The sequence below is a fragment of the Chitinophaga sp. genome, assembly GCF_035761305.1.
Classification (GTDB): Bacteria; Bacteroidota; Bacteroidia; order Chitinophagales; family Chitinophagaceae; genus Chitinophaga.
Genome location: NZ_DASTRI010000197.1, coordinates 1 through 18231, shown reverse-complemented (window position 1 = coordinate 18231; position 18231 = coordinate 1). Strand labels below are relative to the sequence as shown.

The following is an 18231-nucleotide window of genomic DNA, read 5'->3' as shown; positions in this document are numbered from 1 at the left end:
GCCGGCAACGCTGCCAGATTGTCACACCACCCTGCTCCTGCATGCAATTTGATATACCATTGCCCTATAAAGGAGTACAAAACAAATGTCAATACACCTCACATCCGATAACAAATTGAAGAAACTGATTGTAGTTGGCGACCGGGTGCTGATTAAACCCACCCAGCCTAATGAGCGTACGGAAAGCGGGTTATACCTGCCGCCCGGCGTAGGGGAAAGGGAAAAAGTGCAGCAAGGCTATGTAATTAAAACGGGCCCTGGTTATGCCATACCGGTACCTGCGGAAGAAACCGAAGCCTGGAAGCCGGAAGAAGAAAAGGTAAAATACATTCCCTTACAGGCCAGGGAAGGCGATCTGGCCATTTTCCTGATCAGCGGCTCTACAGAAGTAGTGTACCAGGGCGATAAATACTTTATAGTGCCCCAAAGCGCCATTTTAATGCTGGAAAGAGAAGAAGATCTATAAACAGGGAGGACCGGAAAGAATGCAAAATGTAATATTTTAAATACTAAATGTAAAAGTATGGTGCCACGAAACCCGGTTTCGGTACTATATTGGTTGAATTTTACATTTACGTTTAGTATTTAAGGGTTTACATTCTTTTCGGTCGCCCCATTATACCAGCCCTCTCCCTGCAGCCTACCTCCTCCTTCATCACGGCATATCATCCAACAACGCATCATTCCGTACCATCTCTGATACAGGTAACCCCTTGGCGCTTACCCCGCCACCGCTTACCTCCCGGATTTCCAATGGTTACAGCCACACACTATTCAATGCGGTAAAGCACATATACTACCTGCAAAAATTAATTATCTTCAGGCAAAAATTTATACACCATGGCAAATCAGGCAGCCTTCCTGGATGCTATTCAGAAAGGTTATACATTTAAAGGAGAACACTTTAAACTGGGATGCGCCATACTCAATGGCGAAGTAGTAAGCGGTGCGGATGTGTACCTGCCCCTGAAAACCCTGAACCGGCACGGCTTAATTGCCGGCGCTACCGGCACCGGTAAAACAAAAACCCTGCAGATCATAGCAGAAGGGTTGAGCGACGCCAGCGTGCCCGTGTTGCTGATGGACATTAAAGGTGACCTGAGCGGCATTGCCGCCGCCGGCGCCAGCAATCCCAAAATTGAAGAACGTTACCAGAAAATAGGCGGCCAGTGGTCGCCTGCCGCCTACCCCACAGAGCTGTTAAGCCTGAGCCAGGAAAAAGGCGCCCGTTTACGCGCTACCGTTAGTGAGTTCGGTCCTGTGCTGCTGTCTAAAATACTGGAGCTGAACGATACGCAGGCCGGCCTGGTAGCCATGATATTTAAATATTGCGACGATAATAAGCTGCCCCTGCTGGATCTGAAAGACTTCAAAAAAGTGCTGCAGTTTGTGACGGCAGAAGGCAAGGCGGAGCTCGAAAAAGATTACGGCAAAATATCCACCACTTCCGCCGGCACCATTTTGCGTAAAACAATTGAGCTGGAGCAACAGGGCGCCGGCTTATTCTTTGGCGAAAAATCTTTTGAGGTAGATGACCTGCTGCGCATCAGCGATGATGGCAGAGGCATGATTTCCATTGTGCGCGTAGCCGACATACAAGACCGGCCCAAGCTTTTCTCTACCTTCATGCTTAGCCTGCTGGCAGAGCTGTATGCCACCCTGCCCGAAGAAGGGGATATGGATAAACCCAAGCTGGTGCTGTTTATTGACGAAGCGCACCTTATTTTCCAGGAAGCCAGCGATGCGCTGCTGCAGCAAATAGAAACCATTGTTAAGCTCATACGCTCCAAAGGCGTGGGCATTTTCTTTTGCACACAAAACCCGATGGATGTGCCGCCTTCCGTACTGGGGCAGCTTGGCCTGAAGGTGCAGCACGCCCTGCGCGCTTTTACCGCCAATGACCGTAAGGCTATTAAGCAAACCGCTGAAAACTATCCTTTATCTGACTTTTATAAAACAGACGAGCTGTTAACACAAATAGGCATTGGCGAAGCGCTGATCACCTGCCTGAATGAAAAAGGCACCCCTACGCCGCTGGCCGCTACCATGCTGGTATCGCCCCGCTCCCGTATGGATGTGTTAACCGGCACCGAAATGGACGGCCTGGTAAACAGCTCAAGGCTCGTAAAAAAATATAACCAGGAAATTGACAGCCAGAGCGCATATGAAATACTAACCGCCAAACTGGAGGAAGCAGCAGAAAAAACAGCCGCTGCGCCGCCTGCCAAAACCGGCAGGCAAAAAGAAGAAAAGAGCGTGCTGGAAACAGTACTTGACAGCCCGGTAACCCGCCAGATAGGCCGTACAGCCGCCAGCGTAATTACGCGCAGCCTGTTAGGCGCACTTGGCCTGGGCGGCAGAAGCCGGAAAAAAACCAGCTGGTTTTAATTTTGCACAGCATATTGTTATCCGTAAGGCAAAAGTTGAGCGTTAATACTCCTTGCGCCATGGCGTTTGGATGGGCTACCGCACGCCACGTTCCATGAAAAGCCAGGCTGCATGGGACTTTGCCCAGGTATATGCCGGCCGCTTATTGTTTTATTGCGGCCTGGCGCTGCTTGTAATAGCACTGCTATGCCTGCCTGTAACATCCACGGAAAGCTTTATAGTACTATTGCCAACACTACTGGTACTTGTTTTTACAGCCCTGCCTTTATATCTTACGGAACGAAAGCTGAAAGGCAAATTTGATAACCATCGCTAACTAACAATTACAATATGGACAGGATCATCAAAACAGGCGTTTGCTCCTATGGCATGTCTGGCACAATATTCCACGTACCGTTTATACACGTGCACCCGGGCTTTGAATTTACCGCAGTAGTAGAAAGAAGCAAAAACATCGCACGCCAGAAATATCCTAACGTTAAAGTATATACGAGTGTTGAGGATATGGTGAAAGACCCTTCCCTGGATCTGATTGTAATAAACACGCCCAACTATACTCATTACGATTATACCAAAGCCGCATTGGAGGCCGGTAAAAATGTGATTGTAGAAAAACCTTTTACCGTTACATCGGCAGAAGGCCAGGCGCTGCAGGAGCTGGCCCAGTCCAAAGGCGTTTTCCTGAGCGTGTTCCACAACCGCCGGTACGACAGCGACTACAAGATTGTTACTGAAGTGGTGCAATCCGGCGTGCTGGGTGACATACTGGAAGCAGAGATCCATTACGACCGTTTCCGGGAAGAGCTGAGCTACAAGAAGCATAAAGAGGTAGCCAACCCAGGTACCGGCGCCTTATACGACCTGGGCGCGCATATTATTGACCAGGCGCTGTTGCTGTTTGGTATGCCTAAAAGCCTGTGGGCCGACATCCGCGTTATTCGCAGGGAGTCTGTAGTAGATGATTATTTTGAATTGGTGTTCTATTATGATAACCTGCGCGTAAGGCTGCACACCAGCTACCTGGTAAGGCAGGCCCTCCCCTCTTACCAGTTCCATGGCCGTATAGGCTCTTTCATAAAAACCAAGGCCGATGTGCAGGAAGCGCAGCTGCAGCGGGGTTTGCTGCCCGATAGCCCGGGTTGGGGTGAGGAAGGCGAGCATGAGTGGGGCCTGCTGCACACCGAAAAAGATGGTAAGATTGTGAAAGAGTACCTGCCCTCTCCTTCCGGTAATTACCTGGACTATTACCAGGGCGTTTATGATGCGCTGGTAAATGGCGCTCCCAATCCCGTACCGGCTGCAGACGGGGTACGGATCATTAAAATTATTGAAGCTGCCTTTAAGAGCAGCAATGAAAGAAAGGTAGTAGATATTGCATAATAATCTGCCGGCAGGCGTTGAGGTAGTAATAACGGTGGTGAGCAGGGTAATAATGGCTGCAGCGGTTGCATGAACATTAGACTGACCCAGGTGCTGCAGAATACCCACAAAGCAGTAAAAGGTATTAAGACAGGGCAAAAGTCGAAGTCCCTCCAAAAGTCAGGCAGATTTTTAAAATCAGGCGGCTTAAGTTCGGTATGGTACCGTGCTTGAGCCGTTTAATTTTTGCTTCCGTCCTGCCCGTTATTATAGGATCGTATATCATTTTAATTTCAATATCCCATCTCCATCCCTCATCACTTTTTCCTCCGATACCAGGAACTGCAATACATCCAGCAAACGGTCTTCCGCAATGCCAGGCAAGCGGTTTATCAATAACTGCAGCTGCATGGGCTGCTGCAGGTGCTGCATTACCTGTGCAGCTATGCGTTCAAATTCTGTTTCGCTCAACGGCTTGCGTTTGGCAGCAATACATACATCGCAGATACCGCACGCTGTATTTTCCTTTTCGCCAAAATAGGCTACCAGGGCTTGTGTACGGCACGTTTTCCGGTTACGCACATAATGGAACATGGCCTGCAGCCTTTCCGTATAAGCCTGCCTGCGGGCAGCTACCCGCTCCATATTAATGCGCAGGTTTTGCACCTGTAACCGTTCCTGTAAAAAGCAAAGCTGCGGCTCATCTTTTTTAGGACGGTACAGGATAATGCCACGCTGGTGCAGCTGCTGCAGCTGCGCTGCCACCTGCGCCTCCTGCAGGCGTAAAATACGCGCCAGCTGCTTTTCAAACACCCGCACCTCAATATCAAAAATGCCTTCGTAGGTGCGTAGCAGCGCTTTTATAATGGGGTCCAGCGCAGGCTGCGACGCTTCTATGGCATACAGCGTTTCCTTATTGGTAATAAACATTACGCGGGAGGGCAGGTACACGCTTTCACTCAGCTGCAGCACGCCCTCCTGCTCCAGTATACGTATAGCGCTGTATGCAACGGTAATGTTCAGCTGAAAATGCTTTACAAATTCATTGATGTCAAAGTCAAAATACAGGCCTTCGGCGCTGCCTACCGCCACCTGCAAATAATTTACAATGCACTGGTACACGTGCTTTATTTCCTGCAGGGAGGGAAATTGCTGCGCAATACGGTCATGCATTTCCTCCAGCTCCGGCTCGTTATACAGCAGTACGGCATAGGCCTTTTGCTCGTCGCGGCCGGCGCGGCCGGCCTCCTGGTAATAAGCTTCCAGACTGTCCGGCACATCGTAATGTATTACCAAACGCACATCCGGCTTATCTATACCCATACCAAAGGCGTTGGTGCAAACCATTACACGCACATCATTTTTTATCCACGCCTCCTGCCGGGCCGTACGCTCTTCCGGCGGCAGGCCTGCGTGGTAGTGGGAGGCTGGTATGCCCTGCAATGTAAGCAGGTCGGCCAGCTGGCGGGTGCGCTTGCGGTTGCGGCAATACACAATGGCGCAGCCGGGCACCCGGTCGAGTATATGCTTCAGCTTATCCTGCCGGCTTTCTTCTTCCATCACACTGTAGGAGAGGTTGGCCCGTGCAAAGCTTTTGGTAAAAATACGGGGGTGCTGCATCAGCAGCTTATCGCAAATATCTGCCTGTACCTTTGGGGTGGCAGAAGCAGTAAGCGCCAGCACCGGCGCTTTGGGAAAGTAGCTGCGGATAGCGGCAACCTGCAGGTAAGCCGGCCGGAAATCATACCCCCATTGGGAAATACAATGCGCTTCATCCACTGCCAGCAGGTTCACCGGCATGCCATCGCAATAGTCCAGGAAACGGCGGCTTTGCAGCCTTTCAGGCGATACATACAGGAACTTATACCGGCCCCGCCTTGTATTTTCCAGCACCTGTTCCACTTCTTTGTTGGTAAGCCCGGCATAAATAGCAGCAGCGGTAATGCCGCGCCGCTCCAGGTTAGTTACCTGGTCGCGCATAAGGGCTATAAGCGGGGTAATAACCAGGCACACGCCTTCCTGCAGCATAGCCGGCACCTGGAAGCAAACGGATTTGCCGCCGCCCGTAGGCAGCAATGCCAGCGTATCGTGCCCGGATAATATAGCACGGATGATATCTTCCTGTAAAGGACGAAATTGGGCATAACCCCAGTATTGCTGCAATATGGAAGCAGGTGTGCTCACGGGTGCAAAGAAAGAGAAAAAAGGGGAATACGCTACACCACCCGTTTATACCTTAAACGTACGGAATTTACGGCCAGTACCACATCTGATACCGCCATTATACCTGCGCCCCAGATAGGGTTCAGCAGTCCCAGGGCCGCTACCGGTATGGCTATTATGTTATAAATAAAGGCCCAGAAAAGATTTTGCTTTATAGTAAGGTAAGTGTGGCGGCCCAGGCCCAGCGCCAGCGGAAGGGCAGCCAAGCTGTTGTGCAGCAGCACCACATTGGCGCTTTGCATGGCCACATGGGTAGCATCGCTCAGGGAAATACCAATGGTAGCTTTTGCCAGCGCAGGGGCATCATTAATACCATCGCCCACCATGGCAACAGGGGCGGTTTGCATAAGGGCATCTATTTTTTGCAGCTTTTGTTCCGATGTTTGTCCGGCGTATATGGTTTCAATACCTACCTGCTGCGCCAGCTCCCGGCATTTGCGGAGGGTATCGCCGCTTAAAAGCACCGGCTCCAGGCCGGCCTGTTTCAGCAGCTGTACAGCCTGCGCGGCATCCGGCCGCAGCTCGTCGGTAAAATCCACCCAGCCTGCCAGCTGGCCGTTGCGCAGCAGGTAAATATTATGGCTGTCGTCTTGTGTGGCCTGCTGCGCCATTGCAAAAGAGCCAAGCTGCCATTGGTTGCCTGTTTTATCCTGCGCCTGCATGCCCCTGCCTTTGTACTCGCGTACCTGCTGTAAGGTTACCTCTCCCGCGCCTTTCCACTGCGCGGTAATAGAGCGGGCAATGGGATGGGATGAATATTTTTCAAGGCTGTATACGATCTTCCTGAAATCATCATCCGTTATATCAAAACAGCGGTAGCTGCCCAGCTGCAGCTTGCCGGTGGTAAGGGTGCCGGTTTTATCAAACACCACATAACGTATGCTGCGAAATGCTTCCAGCGTTTGAGCGCCTTTAATGAGTATGCCGTTGCGGGCAGCGCGGCCCAGGCCTACCATTACCGCAGCCGGTGTGGCCAGGCCCATAGCGCAGGGGCACGCTATCACCAGCACGGCTATACTGCGCATCATTGCATTTACAAGGGTGGCATGCCCCGGCAGCCACCAGCCCAGGAAGGTAAGCAGCGCAATGCCCAGCACCAGCGGTACAAATATGGCGCTGATCTTATCGGCCAGGCGTTGCATAGGCGGCTTGGTGCCCTGGGCCTGCTTTACCAGCTCTATGATGTAGGAAAGCACGGTATCTTTACCGGTAGCAGTTATAAACATTTTCAGCGTACCCTCTTCCAGGATGGTGCCGCCTATCACCTTATCTTTTTCATTACGGGCCACCGGCGTGCTTTCGCCCGTGATCATTGACTCGTTTACAGTACCGCCGCCCCAGTAAATGGTGCCATCCATGGGAATTTTATCGCCGCTGTTCACCAGCACCTTATCGCCCGGGCGCAGGGTTTGGTTATCTACTTCGCGGATATGCTCATGCCCGTGGCTGTCGTCAATCAGGCGGGCCGTGGTAACCTGCATTTTAGCCAGGGCAGTAATAGCGGTAGTGGTTTGCCTTACGGATTTTTCCTCCAGCAAATTGCCCAGGAACACCAGGGTAATAATAGCGGCAGCTGTTTCATAGAACATATATGCCGGCCCCAGGTGCTGCAGGGTGCCGGTGAGGCTGTAGCCATAGGCAGCGGTAGCGCCCAGGGTAATCAGCACATCCATATTAGCCATACCATTTGCCAGGGAACGTAAAGCGCTGCGCCCAAAATGCCACATCCCGATAAGGTACACCGGTGTGGCCAGGGCCAGCTGTACCCAGGGGTTATGCAGCCAGGGCCAGCTAACCCACATGTGCAGCAGCAGGGGCGCTGTAAACACCAGGGAGGCCAGGAATTTAAAACGCAGGGTTTGGAAAAATGCACCCGGGGGCGCCTGCTCATCCGGCATTACTACCTGGTAGCCCAGTGCGTTGATGCCTTTCAACACTTCTGCGGAGCTGCCGCCACCTGGCATGGTAAAGCTAATATCTTCGGTGGCAAAGCTTACCTGCACATCCTGCATGCCTTTATTTTCCAGGTATTTGGATACGGTTAGCGCGCAGCTGGTACAATTCATCCCTTTTACCTTACAACTGATCGTTTCCATGTTGGTCAATTAATGGTGAAACACGCCGCTCTTAAACAAATTTAGAAACTGCGCAGGTTTGGCGATAAAATATTAATGCAACGGGCATGCAATAAATGCGCGGATATGCAAATATGCAGATGTGCAGGTACCTGAAGCATGACGGCTTTCCATTTGCATATCTGCACATTCGCACATCTGCTCTGCACATCTGCGCGCTATTTGCTAATTTTGGTTATGGAATGGACATTTAACGAAGCCCAGCTACCAGAAACCGCCCTGGCTTTCTGGGCCCATTTTACCGGTCCGAAGGTATTTACCCTTGATGGAAAAATGGGCGCGGGCAAAACAACCCTTGTAAAAGCCCTGTGCGCCGCCAAAGGCGTGGAAGATGCTACTGCCAGTCCCACCTTTGCCCTTATTAACCAGTATGAATATCATAACGGCCAAAACCACGCACATACTATTTACCATCTGGACCTGTACCGTCTGCGGGATGAGGATGAGGCCATAGCCGCGGGTATAGAAGATACGCTGTACCAGCCGGGCGCCGTATGCTTTGTGGAGTGGCCGGGCATTATTACCCGCCTGCTGCCGCCGGATGCCGTTCACCTGCAGCTGGAGGTATTGCCCGACCAGCGCCGCCGGCTTTCCGTGGTGCGGGATGCGGGGTAACAGCATGAAAGGGCAATCTTTAAATAACTTATCTTTGAATATCTCGTAATTTCACTGAACAATTTTCACACGAATATGGAGCAAAGGCAAAAACCTGTTGTGAGTGCTGGCTTTACTTATTCACCAATGGAGGAAACGCTGGATATTCCGCAGAAAAATTCCCGTTTATTCATTGGCATACCCAAAGAAAACTCCTTTCAGGAAAACCGGATTGCCTTAACGCCGGATGCGGTAAGCATACTGGCCACCAACGGGCACCATATAGTGGTGGAGCATAAAGCCGGCGACGGATCGCACTACTACGATACTGATTACTCAGAAGCAGGCGCTGAAATTGTGTACGATAAAAAAGAAGTGTATAAAGCGGAGATCATTGTAAAATCAGCCCCGCTGAATGATGAAGAGATAGAGCTGCTGCACCCGCACCAGATTGTTATATCTCCCATACACCTGGCGGCCCTTAAGGCGCAGCAGGTAGAGAAGATGATGGAAAAGCGCATCACCCTCCTTTCATTTGAAAACCTGAAAGACGATGCAGGCACCTACCCTATTGTACGGGCCATGAGCGAAATAGCCGGGGGCGCAGTAATGCTTATAGCCGGCCAGTACCTCAGCAATGGCAATAAGGGTAAAGGCATATTGCTGGGCGGCGTTACCGGCATACCGCCCACCAAAGTAGTGATCATTGGCGCAGGCATCGTAGGGGAATTTGCCGCCCGTACCGCCCTGGCCCTGGGCGCTTCTGTAAAAGTTTTTGATAATAACATTTATAAGCTCAAACGCCTGCAGAACAATATTGGCGTGCGCGTATTTACCTCCGTAATACAACCTAAGGTGCTGGCGGAACAGCTGCGGAACGCCGATGTTGCCGTAGGCGCCCTCTCCTCCCAGAGCGGCCGCACGCCGGTAGTGGTTACAGAGTCGATGGTAAGCAACATGAAAGCCGGCTCCGTGATAGTAGATGTAAGCATAGACCGCGGCGGCTGTTTTGAAACCTCAGAGATCACCTCTCATGAAAACCCCGTGTTCAAAAAGTACGATGTGCTCCATTACTGCGTGCCTAATATTCCATCGGGCTTTGCCCGCACTGCTTCAGAAGCCATCAGCAACGTGCTGATGCCCTTACTGATAGAAGCCGCTGATGACGGCGGTTTTGAAAACCTGGTATGGATAAAGCGGGGCGTGCGCAATGGTATTTACCTGTACAAAGGCGCCCTTACCAATTATCACCTGAGCGAGAAGTTCAAATTAAAATATACCGACCTGGAACTACTGCTGGCAGTAAAAGGGTGAGGTTGATGTGCAGATGCGCAGATGGGGAAATGTGCAAATAAGTAAATGTGCGGTAGCACACATGCAAGCGACTGCACTATGCCGTAAATAAATTCTTTAGCTATCTAATCTTTCACATCAAACGTCAATCCATCTGCACATCTGCATATTTGCATATCTACACATCTAATCTGTGTCCCATGGCTATGGCTGCCAGGATAGCAATGCCTACCAGTATGCGGTAATATCCCCACATTTTAAAGCCATATTTTTTCAGGGAGTCAATAAAGAATTTAATGGCCAGCATGGCAACCACAAAAGCTACTACATTACCAATAAGCAGCAGCTTCAGGTTTCCGGGGTGGGCCATCAGCAGCTCGCGGCCTTTCAGCAGCTTGTAGCCGGTAGCAGCGGCCATGGTTGGCACTGCCAGGAAAAAGGAGAATTCAGCGGCCACATTACGGGTTAGCTTTTGCTGCATGCCGCCGATAATGGAGGCTGCGCTGCGGCTCACGCCGGGTATCATAGCAAGGCACTGCCAGAAACCAATACGCAGGGCCTTGAAAATGTTCATTTTATCATCGGAGTCTATTTCAGGATGCTGAAACCAGCTATCTACAAACAGCAGCACAATACCGCCTAACAGTAAGGTAATGCCTACTACCAGCGGGCTTTCCAGCAGCTCATCTATCATATCGGAAAAAAGATAGCCTATAATCAGGGCCGGTATTACGGCTATGATCAGCTTTATATAAAAGTTCAGCCGGTTCTTGTCAAACACCAGGAACTTTTTCCAGTACAAAACCACCACGGCCAGGATGGCGCCCAGCTGTATGCACACTTCAAACAGCTTGGTAAATTCATCCTTGTTAATGCCCAGCAAAGCACTGGTAATAATCATGTGGCCGGTGGAGGAAACCGGCAAAAATTCTGTCAATCCCTCTACGATGGCTATAATAATAGCTTGTAATGTGGTCATTCTCGATGGCTGGTGGGTCTAAGATCAGGCTTTCGGTTTACGCATAATGGCATATACTTCTACAAGCAGGCCCAGTATAATTACAATGGGCGCCAGGGTTATTCTGCGAAAGCTGTATACTTCCTCCGGCTTAAAGGTGTTAGGATCATTGCTGGCGCCGCCTAACATCAGCAAAAAGCCTATTACTACCACTACCAGGCCGGCAATCATGATCTTGAAATTATCTTTGGCAAATACCGGGCGGCTTTCTATAACTGCTTTTTCTGCTGCGGCCGGTTTGGTTTCTTTAGCCATATATGATTTTTGAATTAGGATTATCAGGTTGTTATTGCGTTAATACAGGTCATCCAGCTTCAGGCGTAAATACTTCATCACAGAACGATGCGTGCTTACAAAAGAAATACAGATGCCAATTACAATCATGCCCAGGAATAACAGGGTGATCATAAAATAATCCCGCAGGCCGGTCAGCTCCGGCAGCCACTGGTCTGCAAAATACAGCAGCCCCATCAGCGCTACAATGGCTATAATGGCGCTTAAAGCACCGTTAATAATACTGCGTATATCAAACGGCTTGGCAATAAAACCACGGGTAGCGCCTACCATTTGCATGGTTTTGATCAGGAAACGGTTGCTGAACATGGCCAGGCGAATGGTGTTATCAATGAGCACAATTACTACGATGGCCAGTAAAATGCTGATGGAAAGCATTACAAAGCCTATTTTCCGCACGTTCTCATTCAGCTTGTCAACCAGTAAACGCTGGTACGATATTTCGCGTACAATACTTTGCTGGGTAAGGTTCTTTTCTATAACACGCAGGCTGTCGGCATTCACATACCTGGCATTGGCCTTGATGTTAATGCTGGCGTACAGCGGGTTGTATTGCAGCAGGTTAATGAAATCTTCCCCGAACTCCTTTTTAAAGCGGTCGGCCGCCATATCTTTCGATACGTATTCGATTGATTTCACATAGGGCTTTACTGCAATGGAGTCGCGCAGGGCCAGCGCCTGCTCCTGCCGTACATTATCACGCAGGATCACCTGGATCTCAATGCTTTCTTTAAAATACGCGCTCAAACGGTTGGCATGAATAATAATCAGGCCCAGTGTTCCCAGCAGGAATAATACCAGGGCCACACCGATGATAGAATATAAGTAAGAAGGTTTGGATCGTTTTGCTGATGATTTTCCCGGTTGCGCCATTAAACCTAGAGTTTATGGGCGAAAATAATAAAAATTGGGACTTATGTTTAATTTTGCCAATCCTAATAGGACAATTTTAACAATGTAACAATTTTGCAGTAACACATTGGTTCTTTGCATTTATTGTTATATAGCTTTTTTATATGGAATACAACTACAGGGATATTGAAAGAAAGTGGCAGGAACACTGGAAGCAAACAGGCGCTTACCAGGTGAGCAATAACAGCTCCAAACCCAAATGTTATGTACTGGACATGTTCCCCTACCCCTCCGGCGCCGGCCTGCATGTAGGGCACCCGCTGGGTTACATTGCATCGGATATTTATGCCCGCTATAAAAGGCTGAAAGGCTTTAATGTGCTGCACCCCATGGGTTATGACGCTTTTGGCCTGCCGGCAGAGCAGTATGCGCTGGAAACCGGGCAGCACCCCGCCGTTACTACCGAGCAGAATATTAATGCATTCCGGCAGCAGCTGGATCATATTGGCTTTTGTTTTGACTGGGACCGGGAGTTCCGCACCTCCGACCCGGGCTATTATAAATGGACGCAGTGGATATTTCTGCAGCTGTTCGACAGCTGGATGAACCGCGCCACACAAAAGGCGGAACGCATTGCCACCTTAACCGCGCTGTTTGAAAAAGAAGGCAATGCCGGCCATGAGTGCCCCGGCGACCGCAGCCTGCGCTTTACCGCTGCAGAATGGAGCAGCTTTGATGAACCGCGCCGGCGCGAAATACTGATGCACTACCGCCTGGCTTACCTGGCCTTTGCAGAGGTGAACTGGTGCCCGGCCCTGGGCACAGTACTGGCCAACGATGAGGTAGTGAACGGCGTAAGCGAACGTGGCGGCCATCCTGTAATAAAAAAGAAAATGCGGCAGTGGTTCCTGCGCATTACAGAATATGCAAACCGCCTGCTGGAAGGCCTGGAGCAGGTAGATTACAGCGATGCGCTGAAAGAAATGCAGCGTAACTGGATCGGTAAAAGCCAGGGCGCGGAAATCCGTTTTAACGTTAAGGACACCAACCAGCACATTACCGTATACACCACCCGCCCGGACACTATTTTCGGGGTGGATTTTATGGTGCTGGCGCCCGAGCACGACCTGGTGAACCGCATTACCACGCCTGAACAAAAAGCAGCAATAGAAAAATACCTCGACTATGTGCAAAGCCGCTCCGAGCGGGAGCGCCTGGCAGAGGTAAAACAAATCACCGGCTGCTTTACCGGCGCCTATGCGCTGAACCCTTTTAACGGGCAGCCCATACCGGTATGGATCTCTGAATATGTACTGGCAGGCTATGGCACCGGCGCCATTATGGCCGTGCCTTGCGGCGACCAGCGCGACTTCCTGTTTGCCAAACACTTTAACATTCACATTACCAATATTATCGGCAGCGCCTTTAACGGAACCGAAGCCAACCCCACCAAAGACGCCGTTTTGCAGAACAGCGACTTCCTGGATGGCATGAGCATGCGGGCCGCCATGGATGTTGTAGCTGATAAAATAGAGGAAATGGGCATTGGCAAGCGGCAAATCAACTACAAGATGCGCGATGCCGGTTTTAGCCGCCAGCGTTACTGGGGTGAGCCTTTCCCGGTTATTTATAAAAACGGCATCGCCTATCCGGTTGCAGAAAATGAGCTGCCGGTAGAACTGCCGCATGTAGAGCATTACAAACAGGGCGAAGATGGCGAAGGCCCGCTGGCCAATGTAACGGAATGGGTGAACATTGCCCCCGGCATACGGCGCGAAACCAATACCATGCCCGGTTATGCAGGCAGCAGCTGGTACTTTCTGCGGTATATGGACCCGCATAACAATACCGCTTTTGCCGACCGTAAAGCCATAGATTACTGGAACCAGGTAGATGTATACGTGGGCGGCGCAGAACATGCCGTGGGCCACCTGCTATACTCCCGTATGTGGACGAAAGTGCTGTATGACCTGGGCTACATTGGATTTGATGAGCCGTATAAAAAGATCATTAACCAGGGTATGATAGGCGGCAGCTCGCGCCTGGTGTACCGCGTACGCGGCACCAATACCTTTGTATCGCACGGCCTGCGCGACCAGTATGAAACCGACCCGCTGCATGTGGATGTAAATATTGTAGACGGCACAGAACTGGATCTGGAAGCCTTCCGCCAGTGGAAACCGGATTACCGCGATGCGGAGTTTATACTGGAAGACGGTAAATACATTTGCGGCACGCTGCTGGAGAAAATGAGCAAGCGTTTATTCAACACCGTTAACCCGAAAGATGTAGTGGATAAATACGGTGCAGATACCTACCGCATGTATGAAATGTTCCTGGGGCCCATTGAACAGTCAAAACCCTGGGAAACCAAGGGCATTGAAGGCGTGCACCGCTTTCTGAAAAAGTTCTGGCGCCTGTATGCCGATGAGCAGAAAGGCCTGGTAGTAAAAGACGCACCCGCTACCCCGGAAGAGCTGAAGGTGCTGCATAAAACCATCCAGAAAATTGATGCAGATACCGGCAGCTTCTCTTACAACACAGCCGTAAGCCAGTTCATGATCTGTTTGAACGAGCTGTCGTCGCTGAAGTGCAACAAGCGCAGCATACTGGAGCCGCTGCTGATATTGCTTACGCCCTACGCGCCGCACATTTGCGCGGAGCTGTGGCAGCTGCTGGGCAATACCACCAGCATACTGGATGCCCCTTACCCGGTGTTTGAAGAGCAGTATGTAAAGGAAAGCGCCTTTACCTACCCGGTTGCAGTGAACGGCAAAACCCGCACGGAAATGGGCTTTGCGCTGGATGCAGCAAACAGCGCCATTGAACAGGAAGTGCTGGCCAATGAAGTGGTGAAGAAATGGATGGAAGGTAAGCCGCTGAAAAAGGTGGTAATTGTAAAAGGAAGAATGATTAACGTAGTAGTATAAACATGAGAAAAGCATTATTATGGCTGCTGTTGCTGGTTGCCGGCAGCGCAGGGGCGCAAACGCCGTTAAACATCATGACATTCAACATTCGCATGAACACACCGGCCGACAGCCTGAATGCGTGGCCTTACCGGAAGGATAAAGTAGCCAGCGAAGTGCTTTTTCACCAGGCCGGTTTACTGGGCGTGCAGGAAGCTTTGTATGTTCAGATGACCGACCTGCAGCAACGGCTGCCGCAATATAAATACATTGGCGTAGGCCGCGACGATGGGAAAACCCAGGGCGAGTTTTCCGCTATTTTTTACGATACCACCCGCCTGCAGCTGCTGCAAAGCAGCACCTTCTGGCTGTCGGCCACGCCGCAGGTACCGGGCAGCAAAGGATGGGATGCCGCTATTACCCGCATTGTAACATGGGGCAAGTTCAGGGATAAAAAAACGAACAAGGTATTCTTCCACTTCAATACCCACTTTGATCATAAGGGAGAGGTAGCCCGCCGGGAGAGCGCCCACCTGCTGTTAAAACAGGTACATGCCATTGCGGGCGGCACACCGGCTATTATTACCGGCGACTTTAATGCCACGCCCGATGATGAGCCTATACGGGTAATTGTGAACAAGGAAGATCCGCTGCATTTAACAGACAGCAAAGCTGTTAGCCAAACCCCGCATTACGGCCCTACAGGCACGTTCAACGGGTTTAAACAGGCCGAGCTGTCGGACCAGCCCATTGATCATATTTTCCTGAAAGGCAAATTCCGCGTGCTGCAGCATGCCACCTTATCGCCTACCTGGCAGGGCCGGTTCTCCTCTGACCACTTTGCCGTGTTCTGCAGGCTGGAAATACTATAATCACAGCAACTACATACTACACAACCGGTGCTTAACCGGTATGCAATAAAAAAACAGGAACGGAAAGCTGCCGGCAAGCAATGGCGCTTTTCCTGTTCCTGTTTTTAATTTCTTGTTATACGCTAGTCGTTGCGCCTGTGGTCGGCATGCATACAGCTTTCAAAGCCGCCGCGTATCTTCCCGCCCATACCGGTGTTCAAATTCACATTTATTACCAGCTGTCCGCCGCTGAATGAACCGGTAAAATCTCCCAGCTGCAGCTTGGCGGTTACTATTTTCAAATCCAGCATCAGCTTACCTTTCATGGAAAGACTGGTATCGCTTACTACTACATCCCGCGCATCGGCCTTCATGGTCATGGTGCCGGCCAGGCGTATGCTAAAGGGAATATCTGTTCCCTGCCAGGTGATCTTTCCTTTCAGGATGGCAGCGGGGTTTGTGGTATCACCGGCTGCTTTTACATACACCTTTACATGTTGATACGTGCCGTTCGGAATGTCAATTACACCAATAAAGCCGATAGCTTTCAGCACATCTACCAGCTTATCTACCTTGGCGCTGAAGTTCACTTCATCACTGCCTTTCCGGGCGCTGAACTTTATTTCCCGGATGCGCAGCATTACTTCCGTCCAGGTAAAATCAAACAGCCCGGTGGTTTTAGCCATAGAAGGCTGGTTGGTAATAGCCGCCAGCTTTTCAATACCCGCAGCATCGCCGCTGATAGTGCTGTTCGGATTTTCAGCAGCCATTTCGTAGCTGATCTGGCCGTTGGCATTGGCCGGTTGTGGATTGGATGTGTCCTGTTTTGAGCACGCGGAAAAGAAGACAGCTGACGCCAGGGCCAGCGCTCCGCAGCATTGGTGGAATTTAAGTTGCATTGTAGATATGGTTTTAAAGTGGGGAATTGTGAAACCAGTGTGAATGTAAGCTTTAATCAGGAGATAAAGTGTTAACCGGATTAAAGTACTAGTTTCAGTAAATGGTTGCAGCCGGGTTGGTACCCAATAGCCAACTCAACAGCTGCAACCATATAGCTGAAAGCAGCTAGTGCTGGGGTTTCAGGTTTTCTGTGGCTACGCGTGTAGGCGTGTCCCTGCCGTCTACAATGGACACTGCGCTTACGGCAATGGCCTGTATAGTGCTGGTAATGTTTTGTATATCCAGCGTTTCTACCTCGTCATTTACAGTGTGGTAAAGGCTGTCCGTATCAATCTGGTCAGTGGAAATTGTATGTGCAGGCACTCCTAAACGGGCCAGGGTAGCGTTATCCGAACGGTAAAACAGCTGCTGGTCGGGGTAAGGGTCCGGGTAAAAATGAAAGACGGAGCCTTCCAGGTTGCGCTGCAGTATTTGCCCGAAGTCGGACCGCTCAAACCCGGTAATAAATGCGCTGTTCTTACCGAATTTAGACTCCTTGCCTATCATTTCAATGTTAAACATGGCTACGATCTTTTCCGGCTGCAGCTGCTGTGAAAAATAACGGGAGCCAAAGCCGCCCATTTCCTCGCCGGTAAAAGTTACAAATATCAGTGTGCGTGCAGGAGCGTGATGTTTATAATAGTTCGCCAGCATAATTACAGCGGTACTGCCGCTGGCGTCGTCATCCGCGCCGTTGGCGATACTATCCTGCTCCACGGGCTTTTGTATGCCCAGGTGGTCATAGTGGGCCGAAAAAATCACATATTCATCCGGCCGGCTGCTGCCGGGTATCATACCTGCTACATTGAATAATGGTAAGGGCGTTACCTGCTGGTGCACATCCAGGTTTACGCTGCGTATGGCCGTATCAGTTGGTTCCTTTAATACCAGCACCAGGTTGCCGCTGTCCGGCACCTGGTAATTTTGCTGCAGGTATTCGCCGTAGCGGCGGAAGTTTTCATGCTGCGCGGCATCTACCCATATAATGGTATTACCTTTTTGTGAACGCAGGGCGCGCACGCGGTCAAAAAAATTGTCGCCTGCTTTTATATGCTGCTCAGCCACCTGCCCTTCCTGGTTCCAGGTAAGCTGGCCGGCCGTACTTTTTACAATAACGTTATCGGGTATACGCTTTTCGCCGTTAATGGTCAGGCTTACGCTTACCGGTTTTACCCGGTACATGTAAAAGGTTTGCCGGAAACCTTTGTTGCCCTGCAAGGGCTGCAGGCCGGCCTTTTCAAACTCCTGTTCAATGAAAGTGGCTGCTTTATCTATCCCGGGAGAGAATGTTTTGCGCCCCTGCATATCATCTGCCGCCAGGGTGCTGATGATCCGTTTTACCTCTTTGCTGCTGATGCTATCCTGGGAGCGGGCGT

General features: G+C 50.6%; 15 protein-coding genes. 8 read left to right on the top strand and 7 right to left on the bottom strand.

Features of this window, described 5'->3' with window-relative positions:
• The first annotated feature begins 115 nt into the window (after positions 1–115).
• The 4 genes from VFS25_RS16790 (at position 116) to VFS25_RS16775 (ending at position 3768) form a co-directional block, all read left to right on the top strand.
• Entirely contained in the window at positions 116–466 is a 351-nt protein-coding gene (locus VFS25_RS16790) for a co-chaperone GroES family protein (RefSeq protein ID WP_326463324.1), read from the top strand.
• A gap of 374 nt (positions 467–840) precedes the next feature.
• Positions 841–2388 (top strand): helicase HerA-like domain-containing protein, encoded by a 1548-nt coding sequence (locus tag VFS25_RS16785; protein ID WP_326463323.1) that lies wholly within the window; start codon positions 841–843, stop codon positions 2386–2388.
• A 52-nt stretch (positions 2389–2440) separates the two neighbouring features.
• Positions 2441–2704, top strand: a complete 264-nt coding sequence (locus tag VFS25_RS16780) for an SdpI family protein (RefSeq protein ID WP_326463322.1) — start codon at positions 2441–2443, stop codon at positions 2702–2704.
• A gap of 14 nt (positions 2705–2718) precedes the next feature.
• Complete coding sequence (locus VFS25_RS16775) at positions 2719–3768, top strand: Gfo/Idh/MocA family oxidoreductase (protein WP_326463321.1); 1050 nt, start codon at positions 2719–2721, stop codon at positions 3766–3768.
• A 261-nt stretch (positions 3769–4029) separates the two neighbouring features.
• Here the strand turns inward: VFS25_RS16775 and VFS25_RS16770 are convergent, their stop codons facing one another.
• Positions 4030–5931 carry an ATP-dependent DNA helicase RecQ gene (locus VFS25_RS16770; protein WP_326463320.1) on the bottom strand — a complete coding sequence of 634 codons (1902 nt, stop codon included), beginning with the start codon at positions 5929–5931 and terminating at the stop codon, positions 4030–4032.
• A 32-nt stretch (positions 5932–5963) separates the two neighbouring features.
• Positions 5964–8066, bottom strand: coding sequence for a cation-translocating P-type ATPase (locus VFS25_RS16765; protein ID WP_326463319.1), 2103 nt, complete (start codon positions 8064–8066; stop codon positions 5964–5966).
• 216 nt (positions 8067–8282) lie between these two features.
• Between VFS25_RS16765 and tsaE the strand changes: the two genes are divergently transcribed.
• On the top strand, positions 8283–8720 hold the full coding sequence (gene tsaE, locus VFS25_RS16760) for a tRNA (adenosine(37)-N6)-threonylcarbamoyltransferase complex ATPase subunit type 1 TsaE (RefSeq protein ID WP_326463318.1): 438 nt from the start codon (positions 8283–8285) through the stop codon (positions 8718–8720).
• Positions 8721–8819: 99 nt separating this feature from the next.
• Entirely contained in the window at positions 8820–10013 is a 1194-nt protein-coding gene (locus VFS25_RS16755) for an alanine dehydrogenase (protein ID WP_326463317.1), read from the top strand.
• Positions 10014–10170: 157 nt separating this feature from the next.
• On the opposite strand, the gene VFS25_RS16750 is transcribed toward VFS25_RS16755, so the two are convergent.
• From VFS25_RS16750 to VFS25_RS16740, 3 genes are read right to left on the bottom strand one after another with little or no spacing between them, the layout of a single operon-like run.
• Complete coding sequence (locus VFS25_RS16750) at positions 10171–10971, bottom strand: undecaprenyl-diphosphate phosphatase (RefSeq protein ID WP_326463316.1); 801 nt, start codon at positions 10969–10971, stop codon at positions 10171–10173.
• Positions 10972–10995: 24 nt separating this feature from the next.
• Complete coding sequence (locus VFS25_RS16745; RefSeq protein WP_326463315.1) at positions 10996–11265, bottom strand: DUF3098 domain-containing protein; 270 nt, start codon at positions 11263–11265, stop codon at positions 10996–10998.
• A gap of 39 nt (positions 11266–11304) precedes the next feature.
• The gene (locus VFS25_RS16740) at positions 11305–12177 is read right to left on the bottom strand and encodes a cell division protein FtsX (RefSeq protein ID WP_326463314.1); all 873 of its coding nucleotides are present in this window, start codon (positions 12175–12177) and stop codon (positions 11305–11307) included.
• A gap of 143 nt (positions 12178–12320) precedes the next feature.
• Here VFS25_RS16740 and leuS point away from each other — a divergent pair, with 143 nt between their 5' ends.
• Together leuS and VFS25_RS16730 are read left to right on the top strand one after the other, a co-directional pair.
• Positions 12321–15086 (top strand): leucine--tRNA ligase, encoded by a 2766-nt coding sequence (gene leuS / locus VFS25_RS16735; protein WP_326463313.1) that lies wholly within the window; start codon positions 12321–12323, stop codon positions 15084–15086.
• A 2-nt stretch (positions 15087–15088) separates the two neighbouring features.
• Positions 15089–15937: an endonuclease/exonuclease/phosphatase family protein gene (locus VFS25_RS16730; protein WP_326463312.1), complete on the top strand. Its 849-nt coding sequence runs from the start codon at positions 15089–15091 to the stop codon at positions 15935–15937.
• Between the two features lie 122 nt (positions 15938–16059).
• Here VFS25_RS16730 and VFS25_RS16725 read toward each other — a convergent pair whose 3' ends face one another.
• Entirely contained in the window at positions 16060–16815 is a 756-nt protein-coding gene (locus VFS25_RS16725; RefSeq protein WP_326463311.1) for a hypothetical protein, read from the bottom strand.
• A 166-nt stretch (positions 16816–16981) separates the two neighbouring features.
• Positions 16982–18231, bottom strand: a 1250-nt coding sequence (locus VFS25_RS16720) for a M28 family peptidase (RefSeq protein WP_326463310.1), incomplete at its 5' end; no start/stop codon positions are given.